The organism is Tenacibaculum sp. 190130A14a, assembly GCF_964048965.1.
Lineage (GTDB): Bacteria > Bacteroidota > Bacteroidia > Flavobacteriales > Flavobacteriaceae > Polaribacter > Polaribacter polynesiense.
Genome location: NZ_OZ040189.1, coordinates 78,814 through 104,259, shown reverse-complemented (window position 1 = coordinate 104,259; position 25,446 = coordinate 78,814). Strand labels below are relative to the sequence as shown.

The 25,446-nt window shown below is 30.5% G+C and carries 20 protein-coding genes; 7 read left to right on the top strand and 13 right to left on the bottom strand.

Annotated elements, in window-relative coordinates; all coding sequences use genetic code 11:
- The 3 genes from rpiB to ABNT22_RS00450 all read right to left on the bottom strand — a co-directional run bounded on the left by rpiB (position 1) and on the right by ABNT22_RS00450 (position 2,256).
- Positions 1 to 435 carry a ribose 5-phosphate isomerase B gene (rpiB, locus tag ABNT22_RS00460; RefSeq protein ID WP_348718305.1) on the bottom strand — a complete coding sequence of 145 codons (435 nt, stop codon included), beginning with the start codon at positions 433 to 435 and terminating at the stop codon, positions 1 to 3.
- 648 nt (positions 436 to 1,083) lie between these two features.
- The gene (locus ABNT22_RS00455; protein WP_348718303.1) at positions 1,084 to 1,263 is read right to left on the bottom strand and encodes a hypothetical protein; all 180 of its coding nucleotides are present in this window, start codon (positions 1,261 to 1,263) and stop codon (positions 1,084 to 1,086) included.
- Between the two features lie 81 nt (positions 1,264 to 1,344).
- Positions 1,345 to 2,256, bottom strand: a complete 912-nt coding sequence (locus ABNT22_RS00450; RefSeq protein WP_348718301.1) for a diacylglycerol kinase family protein — start codon at positions 2,254 to 2,256, stop codon at positions 1,345 to 1,347.
- A gap of 121 nt (positions 2,257 to 2,377) precedes the next feature.
- On the opposite strand from ABNT22_RS00450, the gene rnr reads away from it, so the two are divergent.
- The 3 genes from rnr to tatA all read left to right on the top strand — a co-directional run bounded on the left by rnr (position 2,378) and on the right by tatA (position 5,553).
- Entirely contained in the window at positions 2,378 to 4,573 is a 2,196-nt protein-coding gene (rnr, locus tag ABNT22_RS00445; RefSeq protein WP_348718300.1) for a ribonuclease R, read from the top strand.
- An 80-nt stretch (positions 4,574 to 4,653) separates the two neighbouring features.
- Entirely contained in the window at positions 4,654 to 5,331 is a 678-nt protein-coding gene (locus ABNT22_RS00440; protein ID WP_348718299.1) for a head GIN domain-containing protein, read from the top strand.
- A gap of 33 nt (positions 5,332 to 5,364) precedes the next feature.
- Positions 5,365 to 5,553, top strand: coding sequence for a twin-arginine translocase TatA/TatE family subunit (gene tatA / locus ABNT22_RS00435; protein ID WP_348718298.1), 189 nt, complete (start codon positions 5,365 to 5,367; stop codon positions 5,551 to 5,553).
- A gap of 198 nt (positions 5,554 to 5,751) precedes the next feature.
- Here the strand turns inward: tatA and ABNT22_RS00430 are convergent, their stop codons facing one another.
- The 3 genes from ABNT22_RS00430 to ABNT22_RS00420 all read right to left on the bottom strand — a co-directional run bounded on the left by ABNT22_RS00430 (position 5,752) and on the right by ABNT22_RS00420 (position 7,965).
- Positions 5,752 to 6,630 (bottom strand): LytTR family DNA-binding domain-containing protein, encoded by an 879-nt coding sequence (locus ABNT22_RS00430; RefSeq protein ID WP_348721677.1) that lies wholly within the window; start codon positions 6,628 to 6,630, stop codon positions 5,752 to 5,754.
- A gap of 13 nt (positions 6,631 to 6,643) precedes the next feature.
- Positions 6,644 to 6,961 carry a heavy metal-binding domain-containing protein gene (locus tag ABNT22_RS00425; protein WP_348718296.1) on the bottom strand — a complete coding sequence of 106 codons (318 nt, stop codon included), beginning with the start codon at positions 6,959 to 6,961 and terminating at the stop codon, positions 6,644 to 6,646.
- 74 nt (positions 6,962 to 7,035) lie between these two features.
- Positions 7,036 to 7,965 (bottom strand): SPFH domain-containing protein, encoded by a 930-nt coding sequence (locus tag ABNT22_RS00420; protein WP_348718295.1) that lies wholly within the window; start codon positions 7,963 to 7,965, stop codon positions 7,036 to 7,038.
- Between the two features lie 126 nt (positions 7,966 to 8,091).
- Here ABNT22_RS00420 and ABNT22_RS00415 point away from each other — a divergent pair, with 126 nt between their 5' ends.
- Positions 8,092 to 8,490, top strand: coding sequence for a DoxX family protein (locus ABNT22_RS00415; RefSeq protein ID WP_348718294.1), 399 nt, complete (start codon positions 8,092 to 8,094; stop codon positions 8,488 to 8,490).
- A gap of 146 nt (positions 8,491 to 8,636) precedes the next feature.
- Here the strand turns inward: ABNT22_RS00415 and ABNT22_RS00410 are convergent, their stop codons facing one another.
- The 5 genes from ABNT22_RS00410 to ABNT22_RS00390 form a co-directional block, all read right to left on the bottom strand.
- Positions 8,637 to 9,491 (bottom strand): class I SAM-dependent methyltransferase, encoded by an 855-nt coding sequence (locus ABNT22_RS00410; RefSeq protein WP_348718293.1) that lies wholly within the window; start codon positions 9,489 to 9,491, stop codon positions 8,637 to 8,639.
- 122 nt (positions 9,492 to 9,613) lie between these two features.
- Positions 9,614 to 11,491, bottom strand: coding sequence for a tRNA uridine-5-carboxymethylaminomethyl(34) synthesis enzyme MnmG (gene mnmG, locus ABNT22_RS00405; protein WP_348718292.1), 1,878 nt, complete (start codon positions 11,489 to 11,491; stop codon positions 9,614 to 9,616).
- A 36-nt stretch (positions 11,492 to 11,527) separates the two neighbouring features.
- The gene (gene ybeY / locus ABNT22_RS00400) at positions 11,528 to 11,941 is read right to left on the bottom strand and encodes an rRNA maturation RNase YbeY (RefSeq protein ID WP_348718291.1); all 414 of its coding nucleotides are present in this window, start codon (positions 11,939 to 11,941) and stop codon (positions 11,528 to 11,530) included.
- A 3-nt stretch (positions 11,942 to 11,944) separates the two neighbouring features.
- Positions 11,945 to 13,354, bottom strand: a complete 1,410-nt coding sequence (locus ABNT22_RS00395) for a hypothetical protein (RefSeq protein ID WP_348718290.1) — start codon at positions 13,352 to 13,354, stop codon at positions 11,945 to 11,947.
- A 34-nt stretch (positions 13,355 to 13,388) separates the two neighbouring features.
- On the bottom strand, positions 13,389 to 16,688 hold the full coding sequence (locus tag ABNT22_RS00390; RefSeq protein ID WP_348718289.1) for a DUF4175 family protein: 3,300 nt from the start codon (positions 16,686 to 16,688) through the stop codon (positions 13,389 to 13,391).
- A 338-nt stretch (positions 16,689 to 17,026) separates the two neighbouring features.
- On the opposite strand from ABNT22_RS00390, the gene ABNT22_RS00385 reads away from it, so the two are divergent.
- Together ABNT22_RS00385 and gltX are read left to right on the top strand one after the other, a co-directional pair.
- Complete coding sequence (locus ABNT22_RS00385) at positions 17,027 to 17,854, top strand: hypothetical protein (protein WP_348718288.1); 828 nt, start codon at positions 17,027 to 17,029, stop codon at positions 17,852 to 17,854.
- 530 nt (positions 17,855 to 18,384) lie between these two features.
- Positions 18,385 to 19,902 (top strand): glutamate--tRNA ligase, encoded by a 1,518-nt coding sequence (gltX, locus tag ABNT22_RS00380; protein WP_348718287.1) that lies wholly within the window; start codon positions 18,385 to 18,387, stop codon positions 19,900 to 19,902.
- A 48-nt stretch (positions 19,903 to 19,950) separates the two neighbouring features.
- Here the strand turns inward: gltX and ABNT22_RS00375 are convergent, their stop codons facing one another.
- Together ABNT22_RS00375 and ABNT22_RS00370 are read right to left on the bottom strand one after the other, a co-directional pair.
- Complete coding sequence (locus ABNT22_RS00375) at positions 19,951 to 20,544, bottom strand: outer membrane beta-barrel protein (RefSeq protein ID WP_348718286.1); 594 nt, start codon at positions 20,542 to 20,544, stop codon at positions 19,951 to 19,953.
- A 54-nt stretch (positions 20,545 to 20,598) separates the two neighbouring features.
- Positions 20,599 to 21,033 (bottom strand): TerB family tellurite resistance protein, encoded by a 435-nt coding sequence (locus ABNT22_RS00370; protein WP_348718285.1) that lies wholly within the window; start codon positions 21,031 to 21,033, stop codon positions 20,599 to 20,601.
- A gap of 959 nt (positions 21,034 to 21,992) precedes the next feature.
- Here ABNT22_RS00370 and mfd point away from each other — a divergent pair.
- A complete protein-coding gene (gene mfd, locus ABNT22_RS00365; protein WP_348718283.1) occupies positions 21,993 to 25,328 on the top strand; it encodes a transcription-repair coupling factor in 3,336 nt (1,111 codons plus the stop codon).
- Positions 25,329 to 25,446 lie beyond the last annotated feature (118 nt).

Below are 25,446 nucleotides of genomic sequence, written 5' to 3'. Positions count from 1 at the left end.
TTAACAATCACATGCTATTTTATTAACTCTATTAGCATGTCTTCCTCCTTCAAATTCAGTAGTTAAAAATAACTTCACAAAACCTAAAGCTTGCTGTAAAGACACAAAACGAGCTGGAATCGTTAATATATTAGCATTATTATGTTGACGTGTTAATTCAACCAATTCGTTATTCCAACATAAGGCTGCTCTAACACCTTGATGCTTGTTAGCAGTCATTTGAGCACCATTTCCACTACCACATAAAATAATTCCCATTTCTGCCTGTCCAGTTTCAACAGCTTCAGCAGTTGGATGAATCGTATCTGGATAATCCATACTATCATTAGTATTTGTTCCAAAATTGATTACTTTATGGCCCATTTCTTCTAAAAGTTGAACAATTTCAAATTTATATTCGGTACCTGCATGGTCATTACCAATAGCAATTGTCATAATTTGTTGATTTTAATTTAGTTGTGAACCACAAAAATACAGTTATTAACGGTTATCAACAGTAATTAACAATGCTTTTTTCAGCATTCTTAATAACCTACTGTAGCTTAAGGGGTTACATAATATAAATAAATTGTTAAGAACTAATTGTATGTTTTCAAAAAAAGATTTGATTATTTACATAAAATTTACAATACAAGAACTCATTTTAATTATGCAACTTTTTTTTTGAGATTTTAATGAACATTTATCAACATAAAATTTACAATTTATTTACAGTAAAAATGAAATTAACTATTCAATAAAAACTGTTGAACAATGTTTATAACTTTTGTTAATAACTACATTTTCTAGTTGATTTTTAAGATTTTATTACACTGATAACTTGTTATTATTTTTTAATAACTGATAAAACCAAATATTACTTCTACTTTTTACTCTACATATTCACAAGCTATAATAACAACTATATTCTTTTTTAAATTTTTAAAATCTTTTTTATTAATTATATAATATGTTAATAACGTTTAAATTTTAAAAAAAGTAACGCTACTAATCGTAATGAAAAATATAGTACAGTGAAAAGAAAATATAGAATAGATCTTAAGAGAGAAGGTTAGGTAAAATTAAAAAGTATGAATGTTAAGATTAAGCCGATTTGGTCTTCTTTAGGCTTTTAACTAAGTGTACGGTATCTTTTACCTTCACTGTTTCTGCCTCCGTAGGGTTCTTTTTGTTCAAAGTAGCGTTAATACTTATAGCGGTAACTGCAATACCTGCTATAAATATGAATAAAAATAAAGCTATTATTTTACGTAAGTTTTTCATTTATAACGCCTTTCTATTAATAAAGACGAATAATTTTAACAAACGTTACAATTTTCTTAAGTTTTTTTTAACTTTTACGAGTTAAGGAATAATAAACTGTATTGCATTTGGTATAATACTAACTTCAACTGCTCCAGTACCAATTAGTTCACCATCGGCTTGAATAAAAGGAAGATCTGTATGTTTTGTTGGTGTAACAGTAATTTTATCTGTTACATAGGTTGTTACTTTATTATGTGAAGTAATTTTGCCGTTATAGAGTTTGTTTAAATTATAAACTAAATCTAAGATATTCAGGTTTTTAGCAAAAGTAATATCTAATAAACCATCATTACTTTTTTTGTACTTAGTAAGTTGCATTCCTCCTCCAGAGTATTTACAAATTCCGAAAAGTGTCATTAAACAAGTATCCGTTACAGTTGAATTGTTAACAACAAGCCTAAAAGGTGTTCGTTTGTAAAAAAGTAAACCAGAAAGTCCACTTAATAAGTACGCTATGGGTCCAAAGCGTTTGAGTTTATTTAGTTTATTAACAACATAACCATCATATCCTATTCCAGCAACATTGTTAAAATATGAAGAAGTATTTTCAAGTTTTAAATACCCAATATCTTGATATACAGAGTTTTGGTTTTTGATTATTTGAATTGCTTTTGATGTATTTTTTGGAATATGATATGTTTTAATCCAATCATTTCCTGTTCCGAGAGGAATAACACCAATAGTAACGGCATCATTGTTGATAATTGTTTGACGCATTACACCATTTACAATATGATGCAAAGTACCATCACCACCACAAGAAATAATTTTAGAAAAACCATTTGATATGGCTTTATGAACAAGTTCGATTTCATGTTTGTGGTGAGTTGTAAATTCAAACTCAAAAGAAATTTTATTATGGGTTAATTCTTGTTGAATTTGTGCCCATAATTTTTTAAAATTTCCATTGCCAGCATTTGGATTTACAATAACAAACCAAGAATTGTTCATAAGTGAAATAATGATATAAAGTTTGCCAATGTACAAAATAGAATTTATAACAGTTATTTAATAGATAAGTGAATGATTTTATTTGTACTTTGCTAACCAAATATTTAAGACGAAAGATTTAATGACAAGAAAGAAGAAAATTTACAAGAAAAAAGGAAAAATAATTAAAGATTTAACTAGAAACATTTTCAAGATTTTAAACGAAAATTCTGAAAAATCTTACAACTACAAACAAATTGCGTCGAAAATGGGAATTTCTGATACTGATGGAAAAACCCAAATACTTCAAAAACTAGTAGAACTTACAGCTTCTAAAAAAATAGTAGAGATAGATAGAGGAAAGTTTCAAATTAATGAAGAAAGAAATTACCATATTGGTACATTGGATGTAACTTCAAATGGGAATGCATATTTTATGAGCGACGATTTCGAACATGATATTTTTGTTCCTTCAGTTAATTTGAATAGAGGATTACATAATGATACTGTAAAAGCATATGTTTATACAAAAAGAAAGAGTAAGAAATTAGAAGCAGATGTAGTAGAAGTTTTAAACAGAGCTAAAAATGAATTTGTTGGAACACTACAAATGAGTAAGAACTTTGGTTTTGTATTACCAGATAACCAAAAAATGTATGCTGATATTTTTATTGCAAAAAGTAAACTTGGTGATGCGCAACACGGTGATAAAGTCTTAGCTAAACTGACTGATTGGCCTGATAATTCTAAAAATCCTTTTGGTAAAATTGTACAGGTATTAGGGAAACCAGGAGAACATAATACAGAGATCCATTCAATTTTGTTAGAGTATGGCTTACCTTATGAGTTTCCTAAAGAAATTGAAGAAGAAGCTTCTCATTTACCAATAGAAATTACTCCAGAAGAAGTTCGTAAAAGACGCGATATGCGTGGAGATCTAACATTTACGATAGATCCAAAAGACGCAAAGGATTTTGATGATGCGTTATCTTTTACAAAATTAGAAAACGGTAACTATGAAATAGGAATTCATATTGCGGATGTTTCGCATTATGTGCAACCTAAAACTAAATTGGATGAGGAGGCTTATGATAGGGCAACTTCGGTTTATTTAGTAGATAGAGTAGTTCCTATGTTGCCAGAAATGTTGAGTAATGGAGTTTGTTCATTAAGACCAGAAGAAGAAAAATTAACCTTTTCTGCTGTATTTGAAATGAATGAAAAAGCGCAAATAATTGATCAATGGTTTGGTAGAACTGTAACTTATTCAGATAAACGTTTTGCTTATGAAGAAGCACAAGCAATTATTGAAAATAAGAACAATATAGTACCTAAAGAAGTTTCTTTAATTGATCAAGAATATGTGGTTGATGAAAATATAGTAGAAGCTATTTTGAAATTGGATGAACTAGCAAAGAAGTTACGTAAGCGACGTATGAAAGCAGGTGCTATTTCTTTTGATAAGGTGGAAGTAAAATTCAATTTAGATGAAGAGGCAAATCCAATAGGAGTCTTTTTTAAAGAAGCCAAAGATGCTAACAAATTGATTGAAGAATTTATGCTATTAGCTAATAGAAAAGTAGCTGAATTTATTGGTTTTAAGGCTGGAAAGGCTACAAATAAAACTTTTGTATATCGTGTGCATGATGAACCAGATATTGAAAAATTACAATCATTACAAAATATTGTGAGTAAGTTTGGTTATAAGATTAATACTGAAACACGTGAGAAAACATCTGATAGTTTAAACAAGCTTTTAACTGATGTTCATGGAAAGGCAGAGGCTAATATGGTAGAAACGTTGGCTATTCGATCAATGAGTAAGGCAGAATATACTACGCAGAATATTGGACATTACGGATTGGCTTTTGATTATTATTCACACTTTACATCTCCCATCAGACGTTATCCAGATGTAATGACACATCGATTACTACAACATTATTTAGATGGAGGAAATTCACCAAAAGCAGAAATTTATGAAGAACGTTGCAAACATTCTTCTAAAATGGAAGAATTAGCATCTAAGGCAGAACGTGATTCTATTAAGTATATGCAAATTAAGTATATGCAAGATCATAAAGATATTGATTTTGAAGGAGTTGTTTCTGGTGTTACTGAATGGGGAATTTATGTAGAGATTAAATCTAATAAATGTGAAGGAATGGTTCGTATCAAAGATTTAAAGGATGATTACTATATTTTTGATGAGAAACAATATGCGGCAGTTGGACAAGCTAATAAGAATATTATTCAATTAGGTGATGAAGTCGTAGTTAAGGTTAAGCATACTGATTTAGAACGTAAGCATTTAGATTTTGAATTAATTTCTCATTAATATTTGATAACTGCAACAATAAAAAGATAAAATAGTCTTTATAGTAGTAGTACTTATGGTACTATTTAAATATGTGAATTATGAAGAAAATAATCTATATAAGTTTGTTTCTACTAACATCTTTGGTTAGTGCTCAAACAACAATAACAAAAGAATTAGGAGAATTTTCTGAGCTTAAGGTATATAATGGTATTGAGTTAGAGATCATTCAATCTGAAGAACAGAAAATTGTAATTACTGGAGAAAAAGCTGAAAAGGTAAAGATTAAACAGAATGATACTACTTTAAAAATTTCTTTGAGGTTTCCTGAAACTATGGCTGAAGGTAAAGTAAAAGCGAAATTGTACATCAAAAAAGAATTAAAAATTATTGATGGTAATGAGGGAGCTATAATTACTGGAAAAGGTTTTGATCAACTTAAAATTGAAATTAAAGCTCAGGAAGGAGCTTTTATCAATCTTGTGGTAAATACTAAGCATTTAAAAGTAAAAACGTCTTCAGGAGGTGTTATAAAGCTTTCTGGAAAAGCAAAGAACCAAACGGTAGATGCTAATCTTGGAGGAACTTATCATGGTTATAACATGATGATCTCAAATGTATGTGTGGTAAAAGCAGGATCGGGTGCAAAAGTAGAAATACAATCTGGAGAAACTTTAGATGCTAAAGTTTCCTTTGGCGGAAGTATTTTCTATAAAGGAAATCCAGAGGTTTTAAAAGATAAAAAAGTAATTGGCGGAGTTATTGAACACAGAAGTTAATTTTGTATCTTTGCAGCGTTAAAACTCAAGAAAATGATTTCAAATACTATATTTTTAGGAATACCTGGAGGATATCAAATTATCATCATATTAGTAGTAGTTTTATTACTATTTGGAGGACGTAAGATTCCTGAATTAATGAGAGGTTTAGGTTCTGGTATTAAAGAATTTAAAGATGCTAGTAAAACTGAAGGAGACGATAAAATAGAAGAGAAAAAATAAGTATTGTACTTATTCAAGAAATAGAAAGCTCAAATCTAAATATTTAGATTTGAGCTTTTGTCTTTTTAAAGAGATAATGAAAGTCCCCCGAAATCCATTATTTTTTCATTGGAACTAAACTAATAATAAATTTAATTAAATAATTGATTTTGTTATGAATAGGAATTTAATTTGGTTTAAAAGTGATGAATGGGAAGTTTAGTAACTTAAGAAATCTTTTAAATCGTTTTTAGAAAACCTTCGAGATATAGGAATATTAAAATCTGTTTTGGTTGTTTTTATTAAATAGCCTCTTGCATTGCCAGAATATTCACTAATATACCTTGTGTTTATGATGTATGATTTGTGACAACGTATGATATTTTTATAAGCTTTCAAATCTTGTTCTATTTTAGATAGAGTAGTTCTAAATAAAATTTCTTTCACACCAGTTGGTTCATCAATAAAATAACTAGCATAGTTTCCTTCAGAACTTATATATATAAGTTTATTAATATCTAGTGTTATTTGATTATTAGATTGTAATGAAGTAAAAGAAAATAGGGATTCTTCATGTATTATGTTAGTACTAAAATGATTGTGCTCATTAATATATTTTGTAGTTTTTTTTCTTTTTTTACGTAGTTCTATTTCATCAAAATAGAGCCAAAATAAAATAGGGAAAAATCCAATAGCATATGAGTAAGACAGTATTTGAAGGTATCCAGCTATTTGCTCTTGTCCAATACTTTGTCGAATATAAATGTTGTATGGATATGAAATAGTACCAATGGTTATTACCGTAACATTTAATAGAATAAATTGTTTAAAAACCGTTCTAGTTTCGGGATTAAAAAAAGCTTTACATAGTTTTGGTAGGAAATACAATATTAAAATAATAGATATTGTAGAAATGCAACCAAATCCAAAACAAAAGAGAACTAAATTTTCTCCTAGAAGGTGTATTCTAAAAGGTTGAAATACAATGAGAAATAAGGATACTATTAAACCAAATACAACACTTACAATTAAGTTATAAGTGCTATAAATTGGTGAGTAATAGGGTTTATTCAACCATTTTAGTATGTTATTTATCACATTTTATGAGGTATTAAAATTTAATGGCCGTACCTGATGCCGTAACCATAAGCATTCCACCATTTGGTCCAACAGTTTCATAATCCAAATCAACCCCAACAATTGCATCAGCTCCAAGTTGTTCTGCTCTGTCTTGCATTTCTTTTAAGGCACTTTCTTTAGCTTGTCTTAGTACTTTTTCATAGGATGCAGATCTACCTCCTACAATGTCTCTAATACCTGCGAAAAAATCTTTAATAAAATTGGCTCCAATAATTGTTTCACCTGTAACAATTCCTAGATATTGTTGTGCAGGTTTGTTTTCAATGGTGTTTGTGGTTGTTATTATCATATTTTGGTAATTAATTTAATAAAAAAAACCTGAAATAGAAAAATCAGGTTTTTAAAAAGGTATATAAATTATTGTTATTCGTTATTTTTCTTTTTGGCTTTTGCTTCTTTCATGGCTTCACCTATTTGATTACTTGCGGCAAAACTTGCAACCATATCGTTTAACATTTGACTACCAGCTTGAGGAGAATTAGGTAGTAATATTAAATTACTATTTGTATCAGAACCTATAGATTGTAAAGTATCATAGTGTTGAGTTACCACAATTAAAGCAGAAGCTTCTTGAGAGTTAATACCAACTTTATTCAATACTTCAACAGATTCTTCTAATCCGCGAGCAATTTCACGTCTTTGGTCAGCAATACCTTGTCCTTGTAAACGTTTACTTTCTGCTTCTGCTTTTGCTTTTTCTACGATTAAAATACGTTGTGCATCACCTTCATACTGTGCGGCAACCTTTTCACGCTCTGCTGCATTAATACGGTTCATAGCTTCTTTTACTTGAGAATCAGGATCAATATCAGTAACTAATGTTTTTATAATATCATAACCATACTCCATCATTGCGTCATTTAATTCTGATTTTACTGCAATTGCAATGTCATCTTTCTTTACAAATACATCATCTAAACGCATTTTAGGTACTTCTGCACGCACAACGTCAAATACATATGAAGTAATCTGGTCGTGCGGATAATCAAGCTTATAAAAGGCTTCATATACCTTATCTCTGATAACTTTGTACTGAACAGAAACTTTTAATTTAACAAAAACGTCATCTAAAGTTTTTGTTTCAACAATTACATCTAATTGTTGAATTTTTAAACTTAGTTTTCCTGCAATTCGATCTACTAATGGAATTTTTAAATGTAATCCTGAGTGTCTTATGCTGTGAAATTTACCAAATCTCTCTATGATAGCCGCGGTTTGTTGTTTTACAATAAAGAAAGAGGATAGTAAGATTATTATTCCGAAGAAAATAAAGGGATACAAATAAATAGGCATGGTGTTAATTTTTAATAGTTAGTAATTTTTCTTTAAATATATAGCTTATATATCGTATAAGACGCAATTTTTAGAAAATGTTACAACTAAGAAGGAGATAACTTATATTTGCTAAAAATCGATTATATGGAACTTATACAAAAAAACATTACTGAAATTTTAGCCTTATTATTTTTAATAGTTACTTTTTTACAATCAGGTATAGATAAGGTAACAGATTGGAATGGAAACTTATCTTTTATAAAAGACCATTTTAAAAACTCACCTTTAAAAAATATGGTACCGTTATTATTGGCTGTTATTTTAGTTTTAGAATTATTAGCTGGTGCTTTAATGTTTGTTGGAATTTTTCATTTGGCTACCACAGGTAATCATGAGATGGCTTTAATTGGAGCTGAGCTTTCTGCAGTGACTTTAATTTTTTTATTAGTAGGACAACGTTTGGCTAAAGATTATGCTGGTGCAATGACCTTAGCTGTTTACTTTGTAATTTCAATTTTTACAGTATTTTTATTAAATAAGTAAAACTTATTGTTAAGTATAAAACAATAAATTACAACTATATAAAAACCTCTTAAATAAGCGATTTAAGAGGTTTTATTTTTTATGTAAGGTATATAGATATTTAAATACTTAAAAATCTATTAAGAGCTTTTAAAATCAATATTCACCTATTTTTTAAGTATGTAAATGTGTGAAGAGTACTCTTTGGTCTTTTTGGCTTTTAAGTTTGATTTAAAACCAAGATAAAAGGCTTTAATAGGGTTTGATTTTCCTGTTTTATATTTTTCGCTTAATAGAGAAACATAGTAAGAATCAAATTTCATTGGTAGAATATTTTCAAGTTGAAATCCGTACTGTGAAAATATTTTTTGAATACTCTTTTTAGAAAAATGCCAAAGATGTCTTGGAACATCAAATGCGGCCCAATGTTCTTTGTAGTAAATTGCATCGTAACTTTTGTAATTAGGTACAGCGATAATTAATTTGCCATTTGGTTTAAGTAGTTCTTTTAAAACTTCAATGTATTCAAATAAATTAGGTACATGTTCTAATACATGCCATAGAGTTATTACATCGAATTTTTTATTTTCTATATCTGTTAGTTTTTCCTCTAAGTTGATATCTTTTTCAAGTGCAATGGTTCTTGCTTTTTTTGAAGGTTCTACACCGGTAATATTCCAATTATCGTTGACACATGTTTTGAGAAAATCACCTGTTCCAGCACCAATATCTAATATATCTTTTTCTTGTGTATTAAAAGAATTGATTAGTTTCAATTTCTTTTTTAGAGAATAATTTTTGACGAGTTGATATATTTTGTCAAATAGAGTTTTCTTACTATCAGTATGCGATATATATAATTCGCTTTGATAATATTTATCAAGGTTAGAGGGTACTGGGGAAGTGACTAATAAATCATAAGTTTGATTATACATCACTTCGTAGCTTTCTTTACTAACGGTATAATCAATACAGTTCAACAAAGGTTCTAAATCTTTGTAGAGCTCTTTTGGGTTGTTCAAGTTGAGTTGATTTTTTAAATGTTCCACATGGAACATATAATTCTATTACGATACAATATTACGTAAAAAATAAAAACGTTCCACATGGAACGTTTTTATTTTTTTGCAAAAATTGCTTTTTATTACCTACCCATATAAACGAGTAATACGGAAATGTCGCTTGGAGATACACCACTAATTCTGCTTGCTTGAGAAATACTTGTTGGTTGTATTTTACTTAGTTTTTCTCTTGCTTCAAATGATAATGATTTTACTTTGGTGTAATCAAAATTAGAAGGTATAGGTACACTTTCTAATCTATTTAATTTATCTGCATTTGCTTTCTCTTTTTCAATATATCCAGAGTACTTTAAATGTATTTCTACTTGTTCTATAATTTCAGAATCAATTTCGTTTTCCGTGATAAAAGAATTTAGTTTTTCAATAGAAAGTAAATCTGATAATTCTATTTGAGGGCGAGAAGCGATCTTTACCAGCTTCATTGATTGATTAATAGATGCAGAGTTTTTTCTTTCTAAAATAGGATTAACTTCTTCTTTTTTGATGCTTAACTCTTCAATGAATTTGATTAGAGAATTTGTTTTGTTTTTCTTTTGAAGAACTCTATCTAAACGATTTTGCTTAGCTAAACCTATTTTATATGATTTTTCTGTTAAACGGATATCTGCATTATCTTGTCTTAACAATGTTCTGTATTCAGCTCGTGATGTAAACATTCTATATGGTTCTTCTGTACCTTTTGTGATTAAATCATCTATTAAAACTCCTATATAAGCTTCACTTCTTTTTAAAATAAAAGGATCTTTATTTTGAGTTTTAAGAGCTGCATTTACTCCGGCCATTAATCCTTGTGCTGCGGCTTCTTCATATCCTGTAGTTCCGTTTATTTGACCTGCAAAAAATAAATTTTCAATTAATTTAGTTTCTAGGTTATGTTTCAATTGTGTTGGTGGAAAATAATCGTATTCAATTGCATATCCATATCTGAAGAATTTTACTTTTTCAAATCCTGGTATAGATCGAATCGCTTTGTCTTGAATATCTTCAGGTAAAGAAGTAGAGAACCCGTTTACGTAAATTTCAACAGTATTCCATCCTTCTGGTTCAACAAATACTTGATGACGTTCCTTTTCTGCAAAACGATTTATTTTATCTTCAACAGAAGGGCAATATCGTGGTCCTGTAGATTTGATTCTACCATTAAACATTGGTGAACGATCAAAACCTTCTTTAAGTAAATCATGTACTTCAGGATTTGTATATGTTAAGTAACAAGAACGTTGTTTGGTTAAACTTTTTGTAATAGGTAAGTAGGAGAATTTTTCAGGATTATCATCTCCTGGTTGTTCAGTCATTTTAGAATAATCTAAAGAGCGTCCATCTACACGTGGTGGTGTTCCAGTTTTCATTCTTCCTGCTTCAAAACCTTTAGCAACTAGATCTTCTGTAATTCCAGTTGAAGCACCCTCTCCTGCTCTACCACCTCCAAAAGTTTTTTCACCAATATGAATTAATCCATTTAAAAAAGTACCTGCAGTTACAATAACTGTTTTAGCTTTTATTTCTAAACCTAATGCGGTTTTAACACCTGTAATTTTATCCCCATCGAAGATTAATCCGTTTACTGAATCTTGATAGAAGTCTAAATTATCGGTTTGTTCTAACATGGTTCTCCAGCACTCTGCAAATTGCATACGATCTGATTGTGCCCTTGGACTCCACATAGCGGGTCCTTTTGATTTGTTTAGCATTTTAAATTGTATAGCTGTCTTGTCTGTAACTATGGCGCTATAACCTCCTAATGCATCAATTTCTCGAACTATTTGCCCTTTAGCTATTCCACCCATTGCAGGGTTACAACTCATTTGGGCAATGTTTTGTAAGTTCATTGTAATAAGTAATGTGTGTGCACCCATATTGGCACTAGCTGCTGCTGCTTCACTTCCAGCATGCCCTCCTCCTACTACAATAACATCATAAACTGTATTATATAAACTCATTTTTTTTGTTTCAGTTCCACGTGGAACTTTAAGGTTTTATTGGTTTAATATTTCTAAACAAGCATTCTCTTTAGAACGCATAATTTCTTTTTCTTCGTTTGTTTTATCCTTGTACTTCATGTAATGTAACACGCCGTGAATTATTACACGATGTAATTCATCTGCAAAGGTAGTGTCAAAATCATTAGCATTATCGGCAACTCTTTCTGTGGAAATAAAAATATCTCCTCCTACTAAACTTCCCATGGTATAATCAAAACTAATGATGTCGGTTAAAGTATCGTGGTTTAAAAACTCAACATTTATTTTGTGTAAGTAATCATCGTTACAAAAAATATAGGTAAGCTCTCCTAATTCAAACCCCTCTTTTTCGATACAGTTTTGTATCCACTCAGAAGTTTTTGCTTCATTTTCTAATTTAAAATCGTTCTCGTAGTTAAAGGTAATCATAACTTAAATATTGTTAGTTTGAATAATAAAACCTTTTAAGTTTCTTGAATATACAATAAACCTAAAACTAGCTTTAAGGAAACAACTAGATTCATGTTTGAAATCACTAATCTCTTCTAATTTATCAATAAAATGTTTCTTGTCTACTTCTTTATAAGTCGTTTCAGATAACGTATTATTTACAAGTTTATTTTCGTTATCAATTACAAACTCGAAATACTTTTTTTCTTTTACGGCCTCATAATTATTAAAATGAATGTCATTCGGTTGAGTGGGACCAAAACCTGCTGGAGCACTAAATTGTATTTGTTGGTGCATCATATTCATATGCATCATATGATGATGCCACCACCAATTGTAATGATAAGAGTATTCAATATCTACATAATCTACACGTACCTTAACGTTATCATCTTTTGTTTTATTTACAGTAATCGTTGTGTTATGTTTGTTCTTTCCAGCTGCTTTTAAGAAAGCTTCAAAGCCATTAAAATGATTTGTTTTTACCAAGCTTTTTAATAGTGATTGATCTATGTTTATCGTAGATGAATTTCCATTGTCTAAAGAATGTATTTTTATACTTCCTGTTTTTTTATTGTTTGCAAATTGATACAGCTTGTTGTTGTGATAAAATGATGTGATTTTTTTATATGCTCCTTCTGAGTTTCTGTTTTTAAAAGATGTAATATTTGAAGGAATCAATTCTTCTTTATTAAGTGGGATTGAAAGATATTCAGTATACCCATGTATTGTATTTTCTTTGGTGAAAATAAGTTTTGAGTCATCTAGATAAGCACGTAATTTAGCTACAGATCCGTTGGCAACGAATTCATCAGTTTTAACGGCTTCTATATGTGAATCAAAAAAATCTCTATACTTATCAAAGTTTTTGTCATAAGTGTAAGTTAGTGTCTTTACTTTATCGGTTCCTTTAAATGCTATAAGTTTAAATTCTTTTTTATTCTTATAAACTAAAATAGAACTGTTTTTCTTTCTTATTGATGTGCTAAAATCTTCATGGTTTATAGCTTCATTTTCTTTGATTGAATTACTAGATAAATCAATATCGATTCTTTTAATAAACTCTTTTTTATCTTTTGTAAAACTTAAAAGTAACGAGAGGACCGTATCTTCTTTATGAAATGAAACAATATTATAAGCAAATTCATTTGTTATAGCCTCTAGGGTTGTAATATCATTTCCATCAAAAATATAAGGGTGAATTGTATGTAGTTTATTCTTTTTATTCTTTGAAAAAATAAGATGGAAAGAGGTAGTGTTAGATAAATCACCTGAAAAAGTATGGTCAACTTTAAAGTGTTTAGGTAATTTAATTAGACTTGTAATTGTATTATTTGCATAACTTATAGATACAAATAGCAATACAAATGAAAATTTTAAAAAAGTATTCATTAGCGATTATTAAATAAAATATGTTAGAATTAAGTTATTCCTGTTTTTGAGGCGAGTTAAAATACTCCTGCACCTTCTTTTTGTAATTTTGGCGCAAAGGTAGTGATTGTCTATTTAAAATCTCTGTTTGGTTGTAAAACAACTTCTTAAATTGTAGCTGTTTAGCATTGGAATTCTTGTAATTATTAAAATTGGTACGAGATTTACGTTTTTTATCTCTGTTTTGTTCAAATGTAGCTTTATCCAACTTTAATAATTCATAGTTTAATCTTTGCATTCTATTAATAGTCTCTTGGGTAAAACCTTTTTCTAAGATTTCATTTTCCAATTGCTCCATTTGTTTTAATGCATTTTTCGCTTTTCCGTTTCCATCTCTTCCTTCTTTTATAGCATTTTCTAACTGTTGTCTTAATTCAGATTGCTCTTTATATATCTCATACAATTCGCCATCTAAATCATCACCTTGTCCATCCTTGCCGTTTTGTTGTTTTCCTTCTCCTTTTTGCTTACCTCCTTCTCCATCTTTTGGTTGACCTTGGTTCTTCTTTTGCATACCTTGATTCATTTTTTCCATTAGAGATTCTTGCTTCTGAATAATATCTGGTAAACTAAAAGACTTTCCTTTTCCATTTCCTTTTCCGCTTCCTGGTTTAGGGTTTTGCATAGCGTCTAAGGTGTTACTTAACATATCTGCTAAGTTGTTTGCAGCAGTCATTACATATTGTTGATTAGAAAGACCATTTCTAAAATTATTATCAGCAAAGTTCTCTAAAGATTGATCTAAGTTGTAATGCGCATCTGCTAAATGATTTTGAATCTTAGAACTTATTCTTGGGTTCTTCATTGAAAGAACAAATAAACTATCATCAATGTGTTCAAAATATGCTTTTAACTGATGCTGTTTTTGTAAATTTTTTCCAAAATTTGGATGAGATGAACTTGTACTAGAAAATACATTCATTAGCGATTCTTGGTCAAAAGAAAAGGTGATTAAATTCTCTAATACTTGACGCATTCCTTCCATGGTTTCTTCTTCCATTTCGGCACTCATTGATTGCATTGAGTTTTGCATCTTCTGACTCATTTCCTGCATTTTTTCAGCCGCCTTTTTCTGGTTCTTTTTTGCGTCTGACTGTTTTTTATTGTCTAAATTTTCTTGTGCCTTGTTAAGTTCATTTTCAGCTTCCTTTTTCATTTCTTCCATAGAAGGAATGTCCATTGGCTGTTTTAATTTTTCATTTTCCTTCTTTAAATCGTCAAGTTCTTTTTTAGCTTGTTCAAACTCCTTTTGTATTTCTTTTTGTTCTTCTGACGAACTTTCTTTATTGGCAAGCTCTTCTTGTTTTTTAGCTAACTCATTTAATTTATCTGCTATTTGCATTGTTTTTTGCTCAACATAAAAACGTTTAGTTAGTTCTAAAATTCGTTCTAAACTTCGTTCTTGTTGTTTGTTTTGAGAAGCTAGTTCTTTCGCTTTTTTTAGTAAATCGTCTTTGTTTAATTTTTCTGCAAGCTTTTTTAATTCATCTAAAGTTTTCTGTTGTTTTTCTAGTTGTTTTAACTCTTCAATACGTTTCTTTAAATCTTCCTTTTTCTCTTGAAGTTTTTCATTTTGAGAAGGTTTTTCTTCTAGGTTTTCCTGTAATTTATCAGTTTGACGCTGCATCATTTTTTGATACTGCTCTTGTCTTTTTAATAAGTTTTGAATCTTCTTTTGATCGTTCCAATTCATATTCTTTTTATTCTGAATATCAAATTGAACCTTCTCGAGTGCCTTTTTATTTTTTTGCTGGTTTTGAAGTGAGTTCTCAAGGTTATCTATATAATCTTTTTGTTCATTTAATAACTCTTGTTCTATTTCTTCGTTGGTCTTCTGTCTGTAAGAAAACTTCTTGCTTACTGTTTTTTTGCTTCCATTTACGGCATCATTATCAAAAACCTGGAAGAATAGTTCGTAATTGATTCCTTCAACTAAATTCAAGTTATCTGGAAAAGAATAGAAGAAGGTTTGAATACTTTCTTTTCCAATGGAAATAGTGTGTGTGTTTAGGAGTTGAGGTTGAGTTACGTCATAGTACACTAATTCTAATTTTTTAAATCCATAGTCGTCTGAAATCTTTCCAGCAAATTGAGCCTCTCCTCTACTAATGCTATCAATATTTGAGTTAACGATAATTTGCGGATACTCATCTTTTATAACATCAACACTAAACTGTAAATTATCGTAGTTTTTTAAAAATGAATTAGAAGTGGCTATTTGATATTGTAGCGGATTAAGAATTTTTTTCTCGTACGAAAAATCATTGCGTTCGTTTTGTGTAAAAATTTCAGTTTTTTCATTGTTAATGAAATTAACTGTATCAGTTTCAATCGTTTTAACGTTCCATTTTATGAATGTTCCTTGTGGAACAATTGTATTTCCTGAATTTTCTAAGCGCTCATTTTTCTTACCTGTATAACGTGGGTAAATTAACTCCATGCTTATGTTTTGTATAGAAGGAGCTTTTATAATGTTTATAGTATGCGTTGTAGAACGAACATTATTCGAAGATGCATGAAAGGTTATTTCCTCTTGAATATTGTTAAAAGTATACGAGTATAACCCTACCCCTTCGTTTTGCATAAAATACTCTTGATTATTAAAGTTTATTTTAACTGCGTTCGGAAGTACTTCTCCTTTAGCTTCTATATATACAGTTAAAGGATCACCTTGAATCACATTTAAATCGTTTGAAGTAAGAAAAAATGAAAAAGGTGCAGGAGGAGCATAAGCTGTTTGGTGATTTACAATTCGATCAAAACTTTGGTTAATGTTTTTGTTAAAACCGGTAACTAAAGAAACTAGCCAAATTAAAACAGGAATCAGCGCATATTTTAAATACTTTTTGTTTGCTGAAAAATTGATTGCTTTTGAAAATGGAATCGGTTGTAATTCGGTTGACTTTTGCTCAATACTTGCGATTAATAAATCAGATTGATTACTGTCTTGTTTTAGTTGAAGAATATTTAATAGTTTGTCTTTTACTTCAGGAAAGTGATTTCCAATAATTCTAGAGGCTTCTTCTTGAGAAATACCGTTTTTTAAACCCAGCAATTTAAAAATAGGAAAACATATAAAGCGAACTAATAATACAAGCTCTACAGCAATAAAAATCCAAAAAAGAAGTGTTCTATAGGTAGGTTGCAACCATAAGAAATGTTCAATAAATACGGTAAAGAAAAAGTAAAGTAATCCTAAAGAAACAAATAAAATGCTTCCTTTTATCAACTCGTTTAAATAAAACTTTTTACTGAATTGTTGTAATTTATATTCTATTTTGTTTAAAAAAGTCATACAGTATTATTGAAGTGTATTAATATCTTGTGTTTGCTTATGCTTTATTTTTCGGCTATATCTATCAGATTTGCAAATAAAACAACTACAAGGGCTGCCATGAGATCTAAATGCAAATAAATTTCCATCTCGCTCCATAAGACCACGAATTCGTAGTCTTCTTTTATATTTGAGCATTTTTATTCGAAATCTTTCTCGTTTATTCAAAAATGAGCCTTTTTTTGTTAATAACTATAAAATTACAGCTTTTTATCTAAGTTTCTTGTTAAAGAATTGTGTAAGTATTACCTTAGTTGTACTACTAATTAGGTGATTTTTTAAACTTAAATATAAAAGGCATGAAAAAACTATTCATTTTTACCGCACTATTTGTATCGTTTTCTGTATTAGCTCAAAGTCCTTGGACTAAGAAAAAAGGAGAGGGATATGTTCAATTATCTTTTACAACAATTTCTAATTACGATCAGTTATACGGAAATCCTGATTATGCTACGCAAAGAGAAATTACAGACAATACCTTACAATTGTATGCAGAATATGGATTATCTGATAAAACTACTTTAATTGGAAATATTCCTTTAAAACTTATTCAAACAGGAGATGCTGTAGCTACAACACCAATAATTACAGAAGAGTCTAAAACAACCCTTGGAAACATTCAATTAGGAATAAAGCACAACTTTATTAACAAGAAATGGTTGTTATCAGGGCAATTAACGGTAGAAGCAAATACCAGTAGTTATGAAGCTGCTTCAGGTTTACGTTCTGGTTATGATGCTTGGAGTTTTACACCTTTGGTTATTGCAGGAAGAGGTTTTGATAATTGGTATGTACAGGCATTTACAGGATTTGATATTAGAACAAACGATTATAGTAGCAACTATAAACTAGGTGGTGAAGTAGGATATAAAGCTATCGATTGGTTATGGATTGCTGGGTTTTTAGACGGAGTAATGTCATTAAAAAATGGGGATTTAATACAACCAATACAAAATATTGCAACAGGATTGTATGTAAATGATCAAAGTTATGCTGCTTTTGGTTTAAAGTTAATCGGAGAATTTAACGATAAATTTGGTGCAAACCTTGGATTTGGAGGGGCTTTTTCTGGAAGAAATGTTCCAAAAAAACCAGCTATTAGCTTTGGTTTATACCATAAATTCTAAAAAGTAAGGGAAATCCTTACTTTTTTTACGGTGTTTTTTAAAAGGAAATTTTAAGTATGGTATATATTGCAATCACTAACTAATCTTAAAATTTTTATATCATGTTAAAAAACATTTCAAGTTTAGGATCTACTCTAAACAAGGATGAGCAAAAGAACATTAATGGTGGCGGATGGCATATTAGATGCTTTACTGCAAAGGATTGTCCTCCTTGGGACTCTTTCTGCCTAAATGGTTATTGCCAATACATGTAAAATTTTAAAGCGAGTTAAACTCGCTTTTTTTATGGAATAAATTTAAGAATAGTTGTAGCCGTAGTTGGTTTAATACTTTATTAGACCTACCAAATGTAGGTTTATTGTACAAAAGAAAACCATCGAAGACGTTTTTACCAATAGGAAAAGAATTAATAAATAGTCGTTTCTTAAATTAGAATCTTTTTGATTTAACATCCTACTTTTCTACATAAAAACCACTTTACAATTGAAAAAATGATAAGTATCTTTGCGCTTTCAAATTGAATTTTAAAAATGACTGAAAACGTAAGAGTACGCTTTGCTCCTAGTCCAACAGGACCTTTACACATGGGTGGTGTTAGAACTGCCTTGTTTAATTATTTATTTGCTAAAAAACATAACGGAACTTTTGTATTACGTATTGAAGATACTGATCAAACACGTTACGTAGCCAATGCAGAACAGTATATTATTGATTCGTTAGATTGGTGTCAAATACCTTTTGATGAAGGTCCAGGAAGAAATGAAAAGTTTGGTCCTTATCGTCAGTCAGAACGAAAAGAATTATATAAAAAATATGCCGATGAATTAATAGCTAAAGGATGGGCGTATTATGCATTTGATACAGCAGAGGAGTTAACTGCACATAGAAATGACCATGAAGAAAAAGGAAAGACGTTTATTTATAATTGGCATAATCGCGAGAAATTACAAAACTCATTATCCTTATCTTCTGAAGAAGTGACAGCGAAAATCGCTGCAGGTGAGAAATTTGTAGTACGTTTTAAATCTCCAAAAGATGAAGTTTTGGTATTACAAGATGAAATTCGTGGAGAAATAAAAATTGACACTAACTTATTGGATGATAAGGTTTTATTTAAGTCAGATGGTATGCCAACCTATCATTTAGCGAACATTGTAGATGATCATTTAATGGAAATTTCTCACGTAATTCGTGGAGAGGAATGGTTACCGTCATTGGCATTACACGTGTTGTTATACAGAGCGTTTGATTGGACAGCACCTAAATTTGCGCATTTACCATTAATCTTAAAGCCAGTAGGAAAAGGGAAATTGAGTAAGCGTGATGGAGATAAATTAGGATTTCCGGTATTTCCTTTAGAATATACTAACGAAACTTCAGGAGATGTTTCACGTGGATATAAAGAAGACGGGTATTTTGCCGAGGCATTTGTAAATATGTTGTCTTTATTAGGTTGGAATCCAGGTACAGAGCAAGAGCTATTTAGTTTAGAAGAATTGATACAAAGTTTTGATTTACAAAGAGTTAGTAAATCTGGAGCTAAGTTTAGTCCTGAAAAAACACAATGGTTTAATCAACAATATTTACAGAAGAAATCTGACAAGGAATTGGCAGATTTATACTTAGCTATATTAGCTGATCATACTATTGAAACTGACAGTACATATGTAGAAAAAGTAGTAGGTTTAGTAAAAGAAAGAGCAACGTTTGTAGCTGATTTTTGGGACCTATCTAACTTTTTCTTTGTAAATCCTTCTGAATACGATCCAAAAGCTAGTAAAAAGCAATGGAAAGAAGGAACACCAGATTTAATGAAAGAATTAGTAACTGTAATTGAAGGTATTGAAGATTTTAGTTCAGAAAATACTGAAACTAAGGTAAAAGAGTGGATTACAGCAAAAGAAATAGGATTTGGTAAAGTAATGCAACCACTTCGTTTAAGTCTTGTAGGAGCTTTAAAAGGCCCTCACCTATTTGATATTATGGCTATGATTGGCAAACAAGCCACGATAAATCGAATAAACAATGCAATAACAACATTATCATAACAAAAAAAGCGGCTCAATTGCCGCTTTTTTTGTTTTATAGTTAACTGTTTAAAAACAGTGCATTCTACCTTTAGAAGATCTTGCGGCATGGTTACCACCAATAAAAATATTATCCCAATTAAGTCTAAAAACAACGCCTAATGTACCTTGAATATGAGATCTCATACTACTGTAAGCTTCAAATGAATGTTTATAGTACAATTGAGGGTTAATTCCAATAGCTTGATTGATCCAGTAAATACCTCCAGCACCAATGTTCAGTGTAGGAGTCATTTTAAGTTCAGAATCTACAATACTACCACCAGCAAATACATAAGGAGCAAAGTTTTCAAATAACGGATCAAAATTATAACGAACCGATCCATCCATAGAAAAATACTTTACAGAATTCTTAATAAAGCCAGGTTCAAAAGTGTTAAAAGAAATTGCTCCGTCTATAGAAAAACGCTCACCAACTGGCATTGTCATGTTTAAACGTGGAGCTTGAAAAATATGTTGATCACCAATAAAATTAGCGTCATCTGTACTAAATCTTGTAATTGCTATCCCGGCTCCAATTTGCCATGAGTCATTTAAATTTTGGGCAATAGCACTTGTTGTAATTGAAAAAATAAGGGCGAAAAAGAAAACTTTTTTTATCATCGTAATAGTTTTATAATAGTATAACAAGTTTAGCGCAAATTTAGTATGTTTTATTTACACAGCATTCACTTTTTTTATTGCAGTAGTAAAATCCTCTAAATCATTATCATTCATTACCAAATGGATAGCTTCATCGCACACTTTCTCTACATTATCTAAAGGAAATTGTAAAGCAACAGCAATTTTTCGCATTAAAGTAACTTCATTTTTATCTACAGAATCATCCGCAAAAATCATTTTGGTTAAACGATATAATCGTTCAATACGTTCATCATAACTTACAGGTGCATTTACTGGAAATTTTTCAGGAGACTTTAAAATTTCTTCATATTCATGATCACTGATATGTAATTTTTTAGCAGCAAGATTTAAAAGCCGTTGTTCTCCTTCTGTAATAATTTGGTCGGTTTTTGCAATTTTAACAATGCTTGCAAAATGACCAATTTCCTGTTTGTGTTTTCCACTTGAATATAAATCTGAAATTGACATGGTTTTTTATGTTTTAATAATTAAAATATCTTGTACTTTATTAGAAGCATGGTTGAACAAAAAGTCACGAAAAACTTTTTTAGAAAAATAAGCAAATCTGTTAAAAAAATCAATATTAGTTTTTCTTATAAACTCTTTTGTAATTATAGAAAATCATGATAAAACAGGCTTTTTTTAAGGGTGTTTTTAGCAATTTTAAAAAAAGGATAGATAGATTCGTTGATTTTAGTTTTAAATTATCTAAAAAAGTAATTAAAATAAGTTTTCATCAATCTTACGAACAAAATTTGAAATTCTAACATTTTTCTGTCATAATGCGAATTTTTTCGCATCAAGTTGTTTCCAAAATTCTTAAAACGTCCATTTAAAAAATAAGAGTAAAAAATAAAAAAGTCATTTTGATAAAATCAAGAAATTTTTATTTCATTGTTTTTTACGGTTGAGAGTTTAACATATAAAGTTTAAATGGGAAAACTGCTCTTTAATATCACTCAAACGAATCATAATTTTTAAATATTACTAAAAACAAATTACGTAGGTTACTGAATTAGAACTATACTAAAATTAATCAGTAAAAACCTTTTTTGAGATAAAAATCAATGAGTTACGGATAGCCGTAAGTGAGTTTCATAATTTATGCATAACTATGTGTGCATCGAGATATTTATTAATGATTCAAGTTTAATACTTGTTAAATGGAAGCGTAAACATTAGTTGAATTACTAGATAAGTATAAACTATGACTGGAATTACTATTTCTATTTAAAACCACCCCATATTTTATCTCAGATTTTTATAATTGTTAAGTGAGCAAACTATTGTAGTACACTACAATAGTTTGCAAATTAACCAAGATGTATACCGTATTGATTAATGAAATAGAATTTTAGTATCAATTTATCTCAATCAAAACCAACAAGAAAAAATAACCCCGTATCTTTGCTCAAATTTTTAGTACGTTGAGCAAGCAAACTATTGTAAATTACTACCAACAGTCTGCTAAAGTAAGCAAGATTGTTAGTGCGCTTCAACAAGAACAAAACCATTTTCAAATATCGAATTTGGTCGGTTCTTCGTTGTCTTTTGTTATTTCCGAAACTTTTAAACAAGCCGATAAACCTTATTTATTTATCTGTAATGATAAGGAAGAAGCAGCCTATTATTTAAACGATTTAGAGCAGTTGTTAGGTGATAAAAATGTACTCTTTTATCCAGGGTCGTATCGCCGTCCATATCAAATAGAAGAAACCGACAATGCCAACGTGCTCTTACGTTCGGAAGTATTAAACCGTATCAACTCTCGTAAAAAACCTGCGATTATTGTTACCTACCCTACTGCCCTATTTGAAAAAGTAGTTACTAAAAAGGAACTCGAAAAGAATACTTTAAAAGTGTCTATGGGAGAGCAATTATCGCTCGATTTTGTGAATGAAGTATTGTTTGAATACAACTTCAATCGTGTCGATTTTGTGACTGAACCTGGAGAGTTTTCGGTACGTGGAGGAATCATTGATGTGTTTTCATTTTCAAATGATGAACCTTATCGTATTGAGTTTTTTGGAGATGAGGTAGACAGCATCCGTACCTTTGATGTAGAAACCCAATTATCTACAGACAAGCTGAAGAAAGTAAGCATTATGCCGAATGTAGAAAACAAGGCATTGCAAGAAAGTAGAGAAAGCTTTTTAAAATACATCTCTTCAAAGACCGTAGTTTTTTATCAGAATTTAGAGCTATTGTCTGATAAACTAGACAAGTTTTATCGCAAAGCAGAGTTGTCTTTTGAAGAATTATCTAAAGAAATCAACCATGCAAAACCGGAAGAGCTGTTTTGTAATGGAGCATTGATTCGAAAAGACCTAGAAAGTTTTACCAGGACAAGTTTAGGAAGAGGACAAACAGGAGACGCAAATGAAATAGCTTTTGATACCCACCCGCAACCTTCCTTCAATAAAAAGTTCGACCTGTTAATTCAGAATTTCAATGAGTTTTCAGCAAAAGGATTTACCAACTATATCTTTTGTGCCAATGATAAACAAGCACAGCGTTTTAAGGATATTTTTGACGATAACGAACAAGAGGTTTCCTATGAAACTATTGTATTTCCATTATACCAAGGTTTTGTTGATTTAGATAACAAAATTGTGTGTTATACCGATCATCAAATTTTTGAACGCTACCATAAATTCCGATTGAAAAACGGATATGCTAAAAAGCAATCCATTACCCTTCAAGAACTCACAAAATTAGAAGTGGGCGATTATGTAACACACATAGACCACGGAATTGGAAAGTTTGGAGGACTGCAAAAAATTGATGTAGAAGGAAACAAACAAGAAGCTATTAAGTTAGTCTATGGCGACCGTGATATTTTGTATGTAAGCATACACTCCTTGCATAAAATTTCTAAGTTTAACGGAAAAGACGGAAAACCACCGAAGATTTACAAACTTGGATCGAATGCTTGGAAGAAAGTAAAACAGAAAACCAAGAAACGTGTTAAGGAAATAGCCTTTAACCTAATTCAACTGTATGCAAAACGTAAACTAGAAAAAGGCTATGCCTTCGGACCAGATACACATATGCAACACGAGTTGGAAGCAAGTTTCTTGTATGAAGATACTCCAGATCAGTTTACAGCTACACTAGATGTAAAAACTGATATGGAAAAAGAGCAACCGATGGATCGTTTGGTTTGTGGTGATGTAGGATTTGGTAAAACAGAAGTTGCCATTCGTGCTGCATTTAAAGCAGTAGACAACGGAAAGCAGGTTGCCATCTTAGTACCAACCACAGTTTTAGCGTTTCAGCACTTTAAAACCTTTTCTAAGCGATTAAAAGACTTTCCGGTTACAATTGACTACCTAAACCGTTTTAGGACCGCAAAACAGCGTAAAGGAGTTTTAGAAGGGGTAGCTGATGGAGGTGTAGATATTGTGATAGGAACACATCAGTTAACCAATAAAAACATCAAATTTAAAGACTTAGGTTTGTTGGTGATTGATGAAGAACAAAAGTTCGGAGTAGCAGCGAAAGATAAGTTGAAGACCATTAAGGAAAACGTAGATACCTTAACACTAACGGCAACACCTATTCCACGTACCTTACAGTTTAGCTTAATGGCGGCACGTGATTTATCGGTAATTAAAACACCACCACCTAACCGTCATCCCATTGAAACCAATGTAATTCGTTTTTCTGAAGAAACTATTCGTGATGCCATTTCGTATGAGATTTCACGTGGAGGACAAGTGTTTTTTATTCATAATCGAATTGAAAACATCAAGGAAGTTGCTGGTTTAGTACAACGACTAGTGCCAGATGCAAAGATTGGTATTGGTCATGGGCAAATGGAAGGAAAAAAGTTAGAAGAATTGATGCTAGCTTTTATGAACAATGAGTTTGATGTACTGATTTCTACGACTATTATTGAAAGTGGATTAGATGTACCAAATGCAAACACCATTTTTATCAATAATGCTAATAACTTCGGATTATCAGATTTGCATCAAATGCGCGGACGTGTAGGACGTTCGAACAAAAAAGCATTTTGTTATTTCATCACACCACCGTATCATCATATGACCGACGATGCACGTAAACGTATTCAGGCGTTGGAAATGTTTTCTGATTTAGGAAGTGGATTAAATATTGCCATGAAAGATCTTGAAATTCGTGGTGCTGGTGATTTATTAGGAGGCGAACAAAGTGGATTTATCAATGATATCGGGTTTGATGCCTATCAGAAAATCTTACAAGAAGCTATTGAAGAGCTGAAAGAAAACGAGTTTAAAGACCTATATGTTTCAGAAGATAATGGTAAACCAAAAGAATATGTAAAAGAGGTTCAAATTGATACCGATTTTGAGATTCTATTCCCAGATGATTATGTAAACTCTGTAAGTGAACGTTTAATCTTGTATAACAAGTTGTCTACTTTAACCACAGAAGAAGAATTATTAGCGTATGAAAGTGATATTACCGATCGTTTTGGAGAGTTTCCAACACAGGTAGTAGATTTATTCGATAGTGTTCGTATTAAGTGGTTAGCAAAGTCGTTAGGATTGGAAAAAATCATCCTAAAGAAGAAGCGTATGATTGGGTATTTTGTTTCTAATCAGCAAAGTGATTTTTATCAAACAGAAGCATTTACAAGAATGTTACAGTATGTACAAAAGAATCCAAAGAGCTGTGTGATGAAAGAAAAGGAAACCAAAAGTGGTTTACGCTTATTAATTACTTTTATTAAAATAGATTCTATAGGAAAAGCGTTGAGTACGTTACAGAAGATATAACAGCTTACTAATTAGTAGTTTTTAGTTTTGAATTATTAGTTATGAGACTCTCTAGTTGTCACTTCGAGTGAAATTAGATGTAGCATTAGCGGAATATAATTTAGTATCGAGAAGTATG

Bases quoted from the DNA above. Each gene is read 5' to 3' on its own strand.
- rpiB (WP_348718305.1), bottom strand. From the start codon at position 435: ATGACAATTGCTATTGGTAATGACCATGCAGGTACCGAATATAAATTT.
- ABNT22_RS00455 (WP_348718303.1), bottom strand. From the start codon at position 1,263: ATGAAAAACTTACGTAAAATAATAGCTTTATTTTTATTCATATTTATA.
- ABNT22_RS00450 (WP_348718301.1), bottom strand. From the start codon at position 2,256: ATGAACAATTCTTGGTTTGTTATTGTAAATCCAAATGCTGGCAATGGA.
- rnr (WP_348718300.1), top strand. From the start codon at position 2,378: ATGACAAGAAAGAAGAAAATTTACAAGAAAAAAGGAAAAATAATTAAA.
- ABNT22_RS00440 (WP_348718299.1), top strand. From the start codon at position 4,654: ATGAAGAAAATAATCTATATAAGTTTGTTTCTACTAACATCTTTGGTT.
- tatA (WP_348718298.1), top strand. From the start codon at position 5,365: ATGATTTCAAATACTATATTTTTAGGAATACCTGGAGGATATCAAATT.
- ABNT22_RS00425 (WP_348718296.1), bottom strand. From the start codon at position 6,961: ATGATAATAACAACCACAAACACCATTGAAAACAAACCTGCACAACAA.
- ABNT22_RS00420 (WP_348718295.1), bottom strand. From the start codon at position 7,965: ATGCCTATTTATTTGTATCCCTTTATTTTCTTCGGAATAATAATCTTA.
- ABNT22_RS00415 (WP_348718294.1), top strand. From the start codon at position 8,092: ATGGAACTTATACAAAAAAACATTACTGAAATTTTAGCCTTATTATTT.
- mnmG (WP_348718292.1), bottom strand. From the start codon at position 11,491: ATGAGTTTATATAATACAGTTTATGATGTTATTGTAGTAGGAGGAGGG.
- ybeY (WP_348718291.1), bottom strand. From the start codon at position 11,941: ATGATTACCTTTAACTACGAGAACGATTTTAAATTAGAAAATGAAGCA.
- ABNT22_RS00395 (WP_348718290.1), bottom strand. From the start codon at position 13,354: ATGAATACTTTTTTAAAATTTTCATTTGTATTGCTATTTGTATCTATA.
- ABNT22_RS00390 (WP_348718289.1), bottom strand. From the start codon at position 16,688: ATGACTTTTTTAAACAAAATAGAATATAAATTACAACAATTCAGTAAA.
- ABNT22_RS00385 (WP_348718288.1), top strand. From the start codon at position 17,027: ATGAAAAAACTATTCATTTTTACCGCACTATTTGTATCGTTTTCTGTA.
- gltX (WP_348718287.1), top strand. From the start codon at position 18,385: ATGACTGAAAACGTAAGAGTACGCTTTGCTCCTAGTCCAACAGGACCT.
- ABNT22_RS00375 (WP_348718286.1), bottom strand. From the start codon at position 20,544: ATGATAAAAAAAGTTTTCTTTTTCGCCCTTATTTTTTCAATTACAACA.
- ABNT22_RS00370 (WP_348718285.1), bottom strand. From the start codon at position 21,033: ATGTCAATTTCAGATTTATATTCAAGTGGAAAACACAAACAGGAAATT.